At 72.7% G+C, this 12,500-nt stretch carries 12 protein-coding genes and 1 pseudogene; 8 read left to right on the top strand and 5 right to left on the bottom strand.

Annotated features, from left to right (window positions below; all coding sequences use genetic code 11):
* Position 1 precedes the first annotated feature (1 nt).
* From trmD to AB0B14_RS09470, 7 genes are all read left to right on the top strand, one after another.
* A complete protein-coding gene (gene trmD / locus AB0B14_RS09500; RefSeq protein WP_357522145.1) occupies positions 2–775 on the top strand; it encodes a tRNA (guanosine(37)-N1)-methyltransferase TrmD in 774 nt (257 codons plus the stop codon).
* Positions 776–918: 143 nt separating this feature from the next.
* On the top strand, positions 919–1,275 hold the full coding sequence (gene rplS / locus AB0B14_RS09495; RefSeq protein ID WP_007456548.1) for a 50S ribosomal protein L19: 357 nt from the start codon (positions 919–921) through the stop codon (positions 1,273–1,275).
* A 183-nt stretch (positions 1,276–1,458) separates the two neighbouring features.
* Positions 1,459–2,328, top strand: coding sequence for a signal peptidase I (gene lepB / locus AB0B14_RS09490; RefSeq protein WP_357077858.1), 870 nt, complete (start codon positions 1,459–1,461; stop codon positions 2,326–2,328).
* Positions 2,329–2,338: 10 nt separating this feature from the next.
* Positions 2,339–2,974 carry a signal peptidase I gene (gene lepB, locus AB0B14_RS09485; protein WP_357077861.1) on the top strand — a complete coding sequence of 212 codons (636 nt, stop codon included), beginning with the start codon at positions 2,339–2,341 and terminating at the stop codon, positions 2,972–2,974.
* Positions 2,975–3,027: 53 nt separating this feature from the next.
* Positions 3,028–3,561: an NUDIX domain-containing protein gene (locus AB0B14_RS09480; RefSeq protein WP_357522143.1), complete on the top strand. Its 534-nt coding sequence runs from the start codon at positions 3,028–3,030 to the stop codon at positions 3,559–3,561.
* On the top strand, positions 3,555–4,367 hold the full coding sequence (locus tag AB0B14_RS09475) for a ribonuclease HII (protein ID WP_357077864.1): 813 nt from the start codon (positions 3,555–3,557) through the stop codon (positions 4,365–4,367). Before AB0B14_RS09480 ends, AB0B14_RS09475 begins: the two co-directional genes overlap by 7 nt.
* Positions 4,364–4,687 (top strand): DUF2469 domain-containing protein, encoded by a 324-nt coding sequence (locus tag AB0B14_RS09470; protein WP_007075222.1) that lies wholly within the window; start codon positions 4,364–4,366, stop codon positions 4,685–4,687. The genes AB0B14_RS09475 and AB0B14_RS09470 overlap by 4 nt, the downstream gene beginning before the upstream one ends.
* A 57-nt stretch (positions 4,688–4,744) precedes the next feature.
* On the opposite strand, the gene AB0B14_RS09465 is transcribed toward AB0B14_RS09470, so the two are convergent.
* Positions 4,745–5,872 carry a sulfite oxidase gene (locus tag AB0B14_RS09465; RefSeq protein ID WP_357522141.1) on the bottom strand — a complete coding sequence of 376 codons (1,128 nt, stop codon included), beginning with the start codon at positions 5,870–5,872 and terminating at the stop codon, positions 4,745–4,747.
* A 342-nt stretch (positions 5,873–6,214) separates the two neighbouring features.
* On the opposite strand from AB0B14_RS09465, the pseudogene AB0B14_RS09460 reads away from it, so the two are divergent.
* Positions 6,215–6,808, top strand: a pseudogene (locus AB0B14_RS09460) (M23 family metallopeptidase); the annotation flags it as partial.
* A 7-nt stretch (positions 6,809–6,815) separates the two neighbouring features.
* On the opposite strand, the gene AB0B14_RS09455 reads toward AB0B14_RS09460, so the two are convergent.
* The 4 genes from AB0B14_RS09455 to AB0B14_RS09440 all read right to left on the bottom strand — a co-directional run bounded on the left by AB0B14_RS09455 (position 6,816) and on the right by AB0B14_RS09440 (position 12,470).
* On the bottom strand, positions 6,816–7,997 hold the full coding sequence (locus AB0B14_RS09455; protein WP_357522139.1) for an aminotransferase class V-fold PLP-dependent enzyme: 1,182 nt from the start codon (positions 7,995–7,997) through the stop codon (positions 6,816–6,818).
* 92 nt (positions 7,998–8,089) lie between these two features.
* Positions 8,090–9,283, bottom strand: a complete 1,194-nt coding sequence (locus AB0B14_RS09450; RefSeq protein ID WP_357522137.1) for a tyrosine-type recombinase/integrase — start codon at positions 9,281–9,283, stop codon at positions 8,090–8,092.
* A 446-nt stretch (positions 9,284–9,729) separates the two neighbouring features.
* A complete protein-coding gene (locus AB0B14_RS09445; protein ID WP_357522134.1) occupies positions 9,730–10,953 on the bottom strand; it encodes a DNA-processing protein DprA in 1,224 nt (407 codons plus the stop codon).
* Positions 10,950–12,470, bottom strand: a complete 1,521-nt coding sequence (locus tag AB0B14_RS09440; protein ID WP_357522132.1) for a YifB family Mg chelatase-like AAA ATPase — start codon at positions 12,468–12,470, stop codon at positions 10,950–10,952. The genes AB0B14_RS09445 and AB0B14_RS09440 overlap by 4 nt, the downstream gene beginning before the upstream one ends.
* Positions 12,471–12,500: the final 30 nt, after the last annotated feature.

Raw genomic sequence — 12,500 nt, 5'->3', positions numbered from 1 at the left:
CATGCGCGTCGACGTCGTGTCGATCTTTCCGGAGTACTTCGCCCCACTGGACCTGTCGCTGATCGGGCGGGCGCGGGCCAACGGCGTACTCCAGCTTGCCGTGCACGACCTGCGGGCCTGGACCCACGACGTGCACCGCACGGTCGACGACACCCCCTACGGCGGCGGGCCGGGCATGGTGATGCGCCCGGAGCCGTGGGGTGAGGCGCTGGACGCGCTCGCGCCGGCCGAGGCCCCGCCGCCCCGGCTGCTGGTGCCGTCGCCGGCCGGCGCCCCGTTCACGCAGGCCATGGCATACGAGCTGGCGGCCGAGTCGCACCTGCTCTTCGCCTGCGGCCGGTACGAGGGCATCGACCAGCGGGTGCTGGCGCACGCCACCACCCGGATGCCGGTCACCGAGGTCTCGCTCGGTGACTACGTGCTCTTCGGCGGGGAGGTCGCGGTCCTGGTGATGCTGGAGGCGGTCACCCGGCTGCTGCCGGGGGTGCTGGGCAACGCGGGCTCGCTGGACGAGGAGTCGCACGCGCACGGGCTGCTGGAGGCGCCGATCTACACCAAGCCGCCGAGCTGGCGTGGGCACGACGTGCCGGAGGTGCTCCGCTCCGGTGACCACGGCAAGATCGCCCGCTGGCGGCGCGAGGAGGGTCTGCTGCGGACCGCCGCCCGCCGTCCGGACCTGCTCGCCGCGCTGCCCGCGGATCGGCTCGACAAACGGGACATCGCGGCCCTGGACCGGGCCGGGTTTCAGTCGTCACCGGGGGATGTGGCAAAGTAGAGGGGTTGCCGCATCCGCCCGCGCCCGCGGGCGGCTGCGAGGATCACCGACCGGGGTCGGCCCGCCGACCACCACCCGGGGATCAGAATCACCCACCCGCGCACCGAGTGACGGTGCGCCGTGAGCCTTACGAGGACGCAGCGATGAACATCCTGGACGCCCTTGACGCCCAGTCGAAGCGGACCGACCTTCCCGACTTCCGGGCCGGTGACACCGTCAAGGTGCACGCCCGCGTCGTCGAGGGCAACCGGTCCCGTGTCCAGATCTTCCAGGGCGTCGTGATCCGTCGCCAGGGTGACGGTCTGCGCGAGACCTTCTCGGTCCGCAAGGTCAGCTTCGGTGTCGGTGTCGAGCGGACCTACCCGCTCAACGGCCCGGGCATCGACCGGATCGAGATCGTGACCCGCGGTGACGTGCGTCGCGCCAAGCTCTACTACCTGCGCGAGCTGCGCGGCAAGAAGGCCAAGATCAAGGAGAAGCGGGAGAAGCAGCCCAGCTGACTTCCCGCTCGCCACGCCGCCCGAGCTGCGCGTATGCCGTAACGACCAGACCGCACTACCCTGGTTGTTACGGGCGCAGCACGGCGGCGGGCCCGCCCATGTGGGCGGGGAGCCGTCCACTACCGCCCGTGGAGCCTCGACGAGGTTCCCGGGCGGTGGTGTTTCTGTGGACCGGGGAGTGGCGTGGTGCAGACGCTTGACGATGACGACACCGTCGATCCGTGGCGGCGCCGCGCCCGCCGCACCCGTCGGCAGATGCCGCTCTGGCAGGAGCTTCCGCTGCTGCTGGTCGTGGCGTTCTGCCTCGCGGTGCTGATCCGCACCTTCCTGCTCCAGGCGTTCTACATCCCGTCCGGCTCGATGGAGGACACGCTCCTCGTCGATGACCGGGTGCTGGTCAACAAGGTCGTCTACGACGTCCGTGACCCGATCCGCGGCGAGGTGGTGGTCTTCCGGGGCACCGACCGGTGGGCGCCACAGGTCGACGAGCAGCCGGAGCCGGGCTTCGTCGGCAAGCTGACCCGGACCGTCGGCGACCTGGTCGGGGTGAGTCGACCCGGTGAGAAGGACTTCATCAAGCGGGTGATCGGCGTTCCCGGCGACCGGGTCAAGTGCTGCGACAGCCAGGGCCGGGTCACCGTCAACGGCACGCCGCTCAACGAGCCGTACGTCCTGCGGGACTCTCCCCTGGACCTGCCGCCCAACGCGTCGGAATGCCGGTCCCGGCGCTTCGACGAGGTCGTCGTACCGCCCGGTCAGATCTTCGTGATGGGCGACCACCGTGAGGTCTCGCAGGACGCGCGCTGCCAGGGCCCGGTGCCGATCGACAACGTCATCGGTCGGGCCTTCATGGTGGTCTGGCCCTCGTCGCGGTGGCACTCGCTGCCGGTGCCGTCGACGTTCGACGACGTGTCCGCGCCGAGCGTGGCATCCGGGGGCCAGCCCCCGGCGCGACCGACCCCGCAGGGCGGTGTGGTGCTGATTCTCCCGCTGGCGGCCGCACTACGTGGTTCCCGCGCGTTCCGGTCGATGACGTCCAGTTCGGCAACGTAGGCTCCTTGGCGTGATTGACGAGCAGACCGACAAGCCGCGCAGCTCCTTCTGGAAGGAGCTGCCGATCCTGCTGGGTGTGGCGATCCTGGTCGCGGTGCTGGTCCGCGCCTTCGTGCTGCAGACCTTCTTCATCCCCTCCCCGTCCATGGAGAACACTCTCAAGATCGATGATCGGGTGCTGGTCAACAAACTGGTCTACGACTTCCGCTCGCCGCATCGCGGTGAAGTGATCGTTTTCAAGGCTCCGATCGAGTGGAGCGGCAACCCCGACGGCGAAGACTTCATCAAGCGGGTCATCGGAATTCCCGGCGACCACGTGGTCTGCTGCGACCCGCAGGAACGGCTGATGATCAACGGCAAGTCGCTCGACGAGCCGTACATCTTCTCCCTGGACGGGGTCCGCGACAAGCCGGCCGACCAGGAGTTCGACATCACCGTGCCGAAGGGCCGGCTGTGGGTGATGGGTGACCACCGCTCCGCCTCCGGTGACTCGCTGGAGCACTGGCAGCAGTCCGGGCAGAACATCACCGAGGCCACGATCCCCGAGGACGACGTGGTCGGGCGGGCGTTCACCGTCTTCTGGCCGGTCAACCGGGCCACCTGGCTGACGGTGCCGGATCAGTTCGACGGCATTCCCAAGCCGTAGCCCGACGGGGCGTGGGCGATCCGCCGTCGGTCTGGCAGGCTAAGGCGGTGACCGTGAGCGCGAGGAGTGAGCTTGCGAGCCCCGCAGGCGCGAACAGTGCCAACCGTGTCTACACCCCTCGACGAGCGGCCCGCGTGCTGCTCGTCGACGCGGCCGGCCAGGTCCTGCTGTTCCAGGGCTTCGACCCGGCACGACCAGAGCACCGCTACTGGTTCACCCCGGGCGGTGGGCTCAATCCGGGGGAGGCACCGGCGGTCGGCGCGGCCCGAGAGCTGGCCGAGGAGACCGGGTTGCGGCTCGACCCGGCCGAGTTGGGCGAGCCGGTCTGGTCCGACACGACCGAGTTCCCGTTCGACGGTGTGTGGTATCGGCAGGTGCAGGATTTCTTCCTCCTCCGGGTGGGGTCCTGGCAGGTGGACACGGCAGGCTTCGACGACATCGAGCAACGCAGCATCACCGGCCACCGCTGGTGGCTGCCCGACGACCTGGCGGCCAGCGGGGAACGGTTCTACCCCGCCGAGCTGCCCGCCCTGCTGAACCGACTGGGGCACTCGACCGCCACCGACCGGGACGAGGCGTCGTGCTGACCCCACCGCGCACCGTCGTCCGCCGCGAGGCCGGCCTGTACGCCTTGGAGCGGGCGCTGCAACGGCGCGGTTTCCGGCACGTCGCCGGTGCCGACGAGGCGGGCCGGGGCGCCTGCGCCGGTCCGCTCGTCGCCGCCGCCGCGATCTTGCCCGAGGGTCGGCGCGGCGAGATCGAGGGGCTGGCCGACTCGAAGCTGCTCACCCCGGCCAGCCGGGAACGCGTGTACGCCGAGGTGGTGGACCGCGCCCTGGCGTACTCGGTGGTGGTCATCCCCGCCGAGGAGGTCGACGCCCGGGGGCTGCACGTGTGCAACCTGGCCGCGATGCGCCGGGCGCTCGCCTCGCTCACCACCCGCCCGGAGTACGTGCTGACCGACGGCTTCGGCGTGGACGGCCTGGGCGTGCCGGGGCTGGCGGTGTGGAAGGGCGACCGGGTGGCGGCGTGCGTGGCGGCGGCCAGCGTGCTGGCCAAGGTCACCCGGGACCGGCTGATGGTGGAGCTGGACGGGGTGTTCCCGGCGTACGGCTTCGCCGAGCACAAGGGCTACATCACCCCGGAGCACTCGGCGGCGCTGCGCGAGCACGGGCCGTGCCGGGAGCACCGGTTCTCGTATGTCAATGTCGCCGCGGTCTCCGGCCGCGACGGACGGCCGCCGCGCGCCCGACGCCCCGGCGGCCACGCCCTGGAAGAGCCGATGGAGCGCTCCGGGGCGTCAGGGGGTACCGTCGGCGTGGCGTTGGGCGAGCAGCCTCGGCCTCCGGCGCCGGTGGGGGAAGATGTGGCCATGGAAGGCGGAGTGCGATGAGCGCGGAAGATCTCGAGAAGTACGAGACCGAGATGGAGCTGCAGCTCTACCGGGAGTACCGCGACATTGTCCGCCAATTCTCGTACGTGGTGGAGACGGAGCGTCGGTTCTACCTGGCCAACCAGGTCGACCTGCACGTGCGCAACTCCGACGGCGAGGTCTACTTCGAGGTCGAGATGCACGACGCCTGGGTGTGGGACATGTATCGTCCGGCCCGCTTCGTGAAGAACGTCCGGGTGATGACCTTCAAGGACGTCAACGTCGAGGAGCTGGAGAAGCCCGACATCTCGCTGCCCGCCGACTCCGGCTTCGGCGGCTGACCGCCCCCGCCACTCGGCCGCACCGCGGGCCCCCACCCGTGGCGTGACACCTGCCGGTCACTCGGCCGGCACCACGACCTCGACCCGTTGCACCAGGTTGTTGGCGAAGCCGCCGCGGTTCCACGGCTGCTCGACCGGCTGGGTCCGCCCGGACGCGTCGGTCGCCCGCGCGCCGAGCACGTACCGGCCCTGGGTCGCCGTCCACTCGTACCGCCAGCGCCGCCAGGCGAAGTCGCCAGACCCCGCCGGGTCCAGCTCGGCCTGCGCCCAGCTCCGCCCACCGTCGGTGGTCACCTCCACGGAGACCACCGGCGCGTGCCCCGACCAGGCCCGGCCGTCCACCGTGCAGGGCCCGGGCCGCAGCACCCGGCGGCGGGACATGAAATCGGGGAAGCCGGGCGGACGGACCAGCGCACGGGGCTCGATCCGGGTGACCGGCACACCCGGGTCGTCGGCGTCGGTGCGCACCCGGTACGCGACCGCGTTCTGGTAGCCCTCGAACGGCTCGGTGCGGATCTCGACCGAGTGGAGCCACTTCACGTGCGCCATGCCGTACCAGCCCGGCACGATCAGCCGCAGCGGCGCACCGTGCTGCGGCAGCAGCGGAGCACCGTTCATCTCGTACGCCAGCAGCACCTCCTCGCGCAGCGCGTCGGCGACCGGCAGCGCCCGCTGGTAGTCCTGCTCGACCCCGCGCTCGACGCCGTGGTCGGCGCCGGTGAAGACCACGTCCACCGCGTCCGGCCCGAGGCCCGCCTCCCGCAACAGCGGTGCCAGTGGGGTGCCGGTCCACTCGGCGTTGCCGACCGCCTCGACCAGCCACGGCTGGCTCACCGGCCGGGGGTGCAGCAGGGCTCGCCCGTTGCCGGCGCACTCCAGGGTCACCTGCCGGGTGACCCGCGGCCGCTCCCGCAACTCGGCGAGCGTGACCGTCAGCGGCCGGTCCGCCGCCCCGGCGATGGTCAGCGTGTGCGTCGCCGGGTCGAGCTCCGGAATGTCGTAGTGGATCAACAGGTAGTGCAGCCCGGCCGGGGTGACGTCGTAGCGCAGCGCCTCCAACGGGATGCCGTGGTTGCGGGCGGCGAGCTGCAACTCCTCGGCGCTGATCGCCTCGTCCGGCTCCGCGAGCCGCGACGGACCGCTCACGTCGGCCACCGTCGGCGTCCGGTCATCGACAGTGGTCATGCCTGGGCCTCCCCGGTCCACACGGCGGCACCCGCCGTACGCGACCCAGCCTAGGCCCTGCGCGGCGGCCCGAAAACGGCTCGGTGGCTCGGCGGCGTCCGGCGGTCCGGTGGCTCGGACTTGCGGTGCGGCTACCCGGCGGTGCGGCGGCTCGGCTGGTCGGCGGTGCGGCGGCGCGGCTGCTCGGCCTTGCGGCGCGGCTGCCCGGCGGGCGGCCGGCGGGGATGGTCGAGGCATAGCAGATCATCCGCGTCGATGGTGGTTGTCCACAGAGCTTCCGGTTGTCCACAGCTCGGTCGGTCGGGCTGGCAAACGACCCGGCGGCGGTCGGAAGCTGCTGTCATGCGACCACCGTCCGCCCCGCGCGTCGGCTCGATCCGTCATACCGTGCTGCTCTGCGCCGCGTTTCCCCTCGTGCTGACCATCCCGCTCTGCGGGTTGGCCATGCTGGTCGCGGCGCTGCCCGGCGGCCCACCGTCCGGTGCCGCGCGGGTGCCCGTCTCGTTGCCCGCCTCGGCGGACGCCGGCACCGAGCGGTTCCGCTGGCCGGTCGACGGGCCACCTCGCCCGGTGCGCCGGTTCGACCCGCCGCCCCGGCCGTGGCTGCCCGGCCACCGGGGTGTCGACCTGGCCGCCCCGGCCGGCGCCGTGGTCCACAGCGCCGGGGCCGGCACCGTGCTCTTCGCCGGCCCGGTGGCCGGCCGACCGGTGATCACCGTGGGGCACGCCGGCGGGCTGCGGACCACCCACGAGCCGGTTCAACCGGCGGTACGCCCCGGTCAACCGGTCGCCGCCGGCACACCACTGGGGGAGTTGCTGCTCGGGCATCCGGGTTGCCCGGCCGACGCCTGCCTGCACTGGGGTCTGCGCCGGGGCACGGAATATCTGGACCCGCTGGCACTGCTCGGCCTCGGCCCGGTGCGACTGCTCCCGGTCCGTCCGGTCAGCGTTGAGCGAGCAGCGCCGGCAGCCGTGCGGCCAACCTCTCGTACTCGTCGGCGGTGTTGTAGACCTGCCCGGCGAGCCGCAGCCAACCCCGGCCGTTCCAGCTCATCACCGCCACCTCGGCGGCGAGCCGCGCACCGATCCGCGTCTGCAACGCCCGCGCCGCGTCGATGCTGAGGGCCGTGCCGGCCGGCAACGGAATGAGGCGCAGAGCCACCCCCGGCCCGCCGGGGGCAGGCAGTTGAGCGGGGGGCACCCCCAGCGCGTCCCCCACCACCCGCTGGCCGTACGCGGCGAGTGCGGCGTTGTGCTCGCGTACCCGGTCGACACCGAGGCTGCGCAACGTGAACAGGCCCGCCGGCGCGGCCAGCCAGGAGGTGTAGTCGAGAGTCGCCTGCCATTCGATCCGGGCCGGGAAACCCGACTCCTGCTCCCAGGAGACCACTAGTGGTTCGATCCGGTCCCGCCACTGCGGGGCCACCACCAGCAGGGCGGTGCCGCGTGGGGCGTACGCCCACTTGTGCAGGTTGCCCGCCCAGAAGTCGGCCCCGATGCTGCTCACCGTCGTGGCCAGCATTCCGGGGGCGTGTGCGGCGTCCACCAGGACCGGCACGCCCTGCTCGTGGCACACCCCGACGATGGCGGCGGTCGGAAAGAGCTTGGCGGTGGCCGAGGTGAGCTGGTCGACGACCATCAGGCGGGTCCGTCCGGGGCGCAGGCCGGCGCGGACGATCTGCACGATCTGCTCGTCGGTGGCGTCCAGCGGGATCGGCAGGACCCGGCTGACCGCCCCGGTGCGACGGCACTCCCGCTGAATGGCCAGGCTCACCGCCCCGTACCCGTGGTCGGTGCTGAGCACCTCGTCGCCCGGTCGCAGCCCCAGCGACTGGAGCACCACGGCGACGCCGGTGGTGGTGTTGCCCACCAGGGCGCTGCCGTCGGGGTCGGCGCCGAGGAACCCGGCGAGGTGTCGGCGGGTGTGCCCGATCCGGTCGACCAGCCCCTGCGTGAAGAAGCGCAGGGGGTTTGCCTCCATCTCGTCGCGCAGCCGCTGCTGGGCTCGCTGCACGCCGATCGGGACCGCGCCGAACGAGCCGTGGTTGAGATGGCTGACCGCTGGGTCCAGGGAGAAGAGCAGACGGGCGCCCGGGATCGGCTCAGGGGGTTGCGGGACGCTCACCTGATGATCGTAACCGTCGGGCGTGCTCGCCCCCGGCGCTTGACCGGGCGAGGGGGCGGGCCTGCCGGTGCACAGCGCGTTGCCACTCGGCGTCAGGCGCGTGGGTGTGCCTGGCGGTACGCGGCGCGTAGGCGCTCGACCGAGACGTGCGTGTAGATCTGGGTGCTGGCCAGCGACGAATGGCCCAGCAGTTCCTGTACGGCGCGCAGATCCGCACCACCTTCGAGGAGGTGGGTTGCCGCGGAGTGGCGCAGACCGTGCGGGCTGGTCCAGGGTAGGCCGGTCGCCTCGGCGTGGCCACCGACGATCTGACGCGCGGTCGTCGGGTTGAGCCGCCCGCCCCGGGCACCGAGCAACAGCGCGTCGCCGGAGCGGCTGCCTACCAACGCCGGACGGCCCTGGCGCAGCCACTCGTCCAGCGCCCGTTGCGCGGGCACTCCGTACGGCACCGAGCGCTCCCGTCCGCCCTTGCCGAACACCCGGATCACCCGCCGGCCATGGTCGACGTCGCCGACGTCCAACCCGCACGCCTCGCTGACCCGTACCCCGGTCGCGTAGAGCAGTTCCAGCAGCACCCGGTCGCGCAGCGACACCGCCTCGGCGGCCGCATCTCCCGTGCCGGCGTCCACCGTGGCGGCCGACGTCGGCCCGATTGCGGGGTCCGTGCGTGCGGGGTCCGCGTGTGCTGGCCCTGTGCGCGCTGGGTCCGTTTGTGTCGGGTCTGTGTGTGCTGGTCCTGCCCCCGTCGGGTCCAGGCGCGCCGGGTCCGCCGGGCCTGGGTCCGGGTGTGCTGGGTTGGTGTGTGCTGGGTGTGCGCGTGGTAGGTCCGTGGGCGGCGGGTTGCTGGACGGTGTCCGCCGCGCCGGTGCCTCGACCAGAGCGGCGGCCTGGTCGGCGCGCAGGACGGTGGGTAGCTCCCGGTGCGCGCGGGGGCTGGCCAGCGCGGCGCCCACGTCGGCGGGGAGCAGCCCGGCGCGGTGCGCCCAGGCGCTGAACGCCCGCGCCGACGCGGCCCGGCGGGCCAACGACGTGCGGGCAGCGCCCGTGGTGCGCTGACGCGCCAACCAACTCCGCAGCACCGACAGGTCCAGGTCGGCGAGGTCGACGCAGCCCATCCGCACGGCGTGGTCGAGCAGCGAGACGAGATCCGTGACGTACGCGCGGACGGTGTGCGCCGACCGGTTACGCACCCGGGACAGGTGCTCGGCGAAGTCGTCGACCGCGTCGCGCAACGCTGGCGGCAGTGCCTGGTGCAGGGCCCGGGTGCCCCGGTCGGACCGGCTCATCGTTCTCGCGCCCGCGTACTGGCCGGCTCATCGGCCCCGGCACCCTCACTGACAGCTGGCACGGCACCAGCCTACGGCCGATCGTCGCCTGTCACCTGCCACCCGATATCGGTGTTCGTCGCCCCTGGCTACCGGCGGTTGCCCCTCTTGACCAGGAGCGCCACCAAGCCGCCAATGAGTGCCACCGACGTGACGAGACAGCACAGGACAGCGATATGCCACGGCTTGATAGCACCCATGAGCGCGCACAGTACCGGCACGAGCGCTTGGCCGAGGCCCCGAGCAACCTCCGCGTGCCGACCGTCTTCGCGTGCCGACCGTCTTCGCGTGCCGCTTGCCTCCGCCTGCGATCGTTCCCGTGCGCGACCGCTTCCGCGTGCCGACCGCCTCCGCGCGTCCGGACGCGGACCCCGACCCGATCTGCCGTGGTGCACCCACCTGCGGCGCTAGGTCGGCACTGACGTCTCCGCCGCTGTTGCCGCCGTCGCACGCTTCGGTTTGGCGGGCGGGGCGAGGGCGTAGCCGTCGTCGCGACGGACCACCATGGACAGCTCCTCCAGCAGGGACAGCTTGCGCAACGCCGTCCGGACGTCGACGCCGGCGCGGGCAGCGAGTCGGTCCACACCCATCGCACCTCGGCGGGGCAACGCCTCGATCACTGACCGCGCGTCGTCGTCGAGCGCGTCGGCAGGTCGCTGGGGCCCGCGCGCCAGCGGGGCCAGGTCCGCGCCGATCCGACCCACCTCCTCCAGCACGTGCGCCACCCCGGTGACCAGCCGAACCTTGTCGGGGTGCTCGCGGAGCAACTCGTGCGCGCCGACGGACATCGCCGATGTCACCGGCCCCGGCACCACCATGGCCACTCGACCGGTGTAGATCGCCCGCCGAGCGGTCTGCGTCGCACCGCTGCGCGCTGACGCCTCCACCACAACGGTGCCCACGGTGCCTCCGGCGATCACTCGGTTGCGGATCAGGAACCGGGGTCGCAGTGGTTCGGCGCCCGGCACCCACTCACTGACCAACAGCCCGGTGTCGGCGATCCGGTCGAAGAGCGCGGTGTTGCCCATCGGATACGGCCGGTCCACCCCACAAGCGAGCACCGCCACGGTCAGCCCGCCAGCGTTGAGGGCACCCCGGTGCGCGGCGGCGTCGATGCCGAACGCGCCGCCGGAGACGACAGTCCAGTCCCGTTCGGCCAGCCCGTATCCCAGTTGGGTTGCGACGTGCTGGCCGTAGCCGGTGGCAGCCCGCGCACCCACCACGGCCACCGAGCGATCCAGGGCTTCGCCGAGCGGCCAACTCCCGCGTACCCAGAAGCAGAGCGGTGGGGCGGTCTCACCGTCCACCCGGCGGCTGACGTCCGGCAGACGCAGCGTGGCCAAGCCGTCGACCCGGGCCGGCCACTCCTCGTCGTCCGGCGTGACCAGTCGGGCACCCAGTCGGGTTGCCCGCTCCAGGGCCTCCGCCGCCACCGCCCGCGCGTCGCCGGCCGCCGAGCGTGCGGCAACCGTGGTGTGCAGCCAACCGTCCGGGCTGCCGCCGTCGAGCAGCAGATCCAGCGTCGCCACCGGGCCGTGCCGTTCGACCAGTCGGTGCACCACGCGGGTGCCCGGCTCGGCCAGCCAGGTCAGGGCGACCCGAGCCAGCCTGTGCTCGTCATCGGCGCTCACGTCGCCTCTCCCGTCCGTAGTTGAAGCGACTCCCGGACGTCGTCCAGATCTGGTCGGTCCCGACCGTCCAGGTCAGCGATGGTCCAGGCCATCCGGATCACCCGGTCGAAGCCGCGCGCCGACAGCGAGCCGGAGTCGAGCCGGCCACGCAACTCGGCCGTGACGCGGGCGGGCAGCCGCCACGGCGGTCGGCGCAGATGTGGGCCTTCCACCTCGGCGTTGAGCCGCCGGCCGAGGCCGGCCCAGCGGGCGGCCGCCGCCTGCCGGGCCGCCGACACCCGGGCGGCAACCGTCGCCGAGGACTCGACGCCGTCGGCGGGTGCCAGCAACTCCGCCGCCGTCACCGGCATCAACCGCACCTGTACGTCGATCCGGTCGAGCAGTGGCCCGGAGAGCCGGCCGAGGTAGCGGCGGCGGGCCAGCGGGCTGCACTCACAGTGCGCGTCACCTGACGGTTTCGCACACGGGCAAGGGTTGGCGGCCAGCACCAACTGGGTCCGGGCCGGGTAGACCGTGCCGCCCCCGCTGCGGGTCAGTTGGATGCGGCCGTGTTCCAACGGTTGGCGCAGCGCCTCCAACGCACCCTTGCTGAACTCGGGGGCCTCGTCGAGGAAGAGCACGCCGCGATGCGCCAACGACACCGCGCCGGGACGGGCCAACCCCGAGCCGCCACCGACCAGCGAGGGCACGGTCGCGGTGTGGTGCGGCGCCTGGAATGGCGGACGGCGCAGCAACCGACCGCCCGGTGGCAGCAGCCCGGCGACCGAGTGCAGGGCGGTGACCTCCAACGCCGCCTCGTCGTCCAACTCGGGCAGGACCGACGGTAGTCGTTCGGCGAGCATCGTCTTGCCGGCGCCCGGCGGCCCGAGCAGCGCCACGTGGTGCCCGCCGGCCGCGGCGACCTCCAACGCGCGCCGGCCCATCTGTTGCCCGGCGACCTCGGCGAGATCCGGCCCGTCGACGACCGGTGTCGGGGTGGCCTCCGGCGGTTCGATCAGCGGGGTACCGTCCCGAACGAAGGCGACCAGCCGGTGCAGGGTGTCCACCGCTCGCACGCGTACCCCCGGGATGACCGCGGCCTCGGCGGCGTTGCCGACCGGGACGATGACCCGCCCGACGCCGGCCTGGGCTGCGGCGGCGACCATCGGGAGTACGCCGCGCACCGGCCGCACCGTGCCGTCCAGCCCCAACTCGCCGAGGACCACCACCCCCTCCAGGGGGAGCAGCGGCAACTCACCCGAGCCCCCCAGGAGAGCCGCGGCGATGGCCAGATCGAACGCCGAGCCGAATTTCGGCAGCGTGGCGGGCAACAGATTGAGGGTGATCCGCCGGTTGGGCCAGCGCTGGCCGGAGTTGACCACGGCCGCGCGGACGCGGTCGCGGGCCTCGTGCAGGGCGGTGTCCGGCAGACCGGAGATCAACACTGCCGGTAGGCCGGCGGCCAGGTCAGCCTCGACCTCGACCAGGTGGCCGGTGACCCCGACCAGCCCGACGCAGAGCACCTTCGCGTAGCTCACGGCCGCGTCACCGATCCTTCCCCGCGCATG

Source organism: Micromonospora sp. NPDC049171 (assembly GCF_040648275.1).
Taxonomy (GTDB): domain Bacteria; phylum Actinomycetota; class Actinomycetes; order Mycobacteriales; family Micromonosporaceae; genus Micromonospora.
The sequence above is the reverse complement of the archived record's forward strand: the minus strand, read 5'-3'. Positions and strand labels throughout refer to the sequence as shown.

Coding starts and splice junctions, on each gene's coding strand:
- AB0B14_RS09470 (WP_007075222.1), top strand. CDS start 4,364: ATGAGCGCGGAAGATCTCGAGAAGTACGAGACCGAGATGGAGCTGCAG.
- AB0B14_RS09450 (WP_357522137.1), bottom strand. CDS start 9,283: ATGAGCCGGTCCGACCGGGGCACCCGGGCCCTGCACCAGGCACTGCCG.
- AB0B14_RS09465 (WP_357522141.1), bottom strand. CDS start 5,872: ATGACCACTGTCGATGACCGGACGCCGACGGTGGCCGACGTGAGCGGT.
- rplS (WP_007456548.1), top strand. CDS start 919: ATGAACATCCTGGACGCCCTTGACGCCCAGTCGAAGCGGACCGACCTT.
- trmD (WP_357522145.1), top strand. CDS start 2: ATGCGCGTCGACGTCGTGTCGATCTTTCCGGAGTACTTCGCCCCACTG.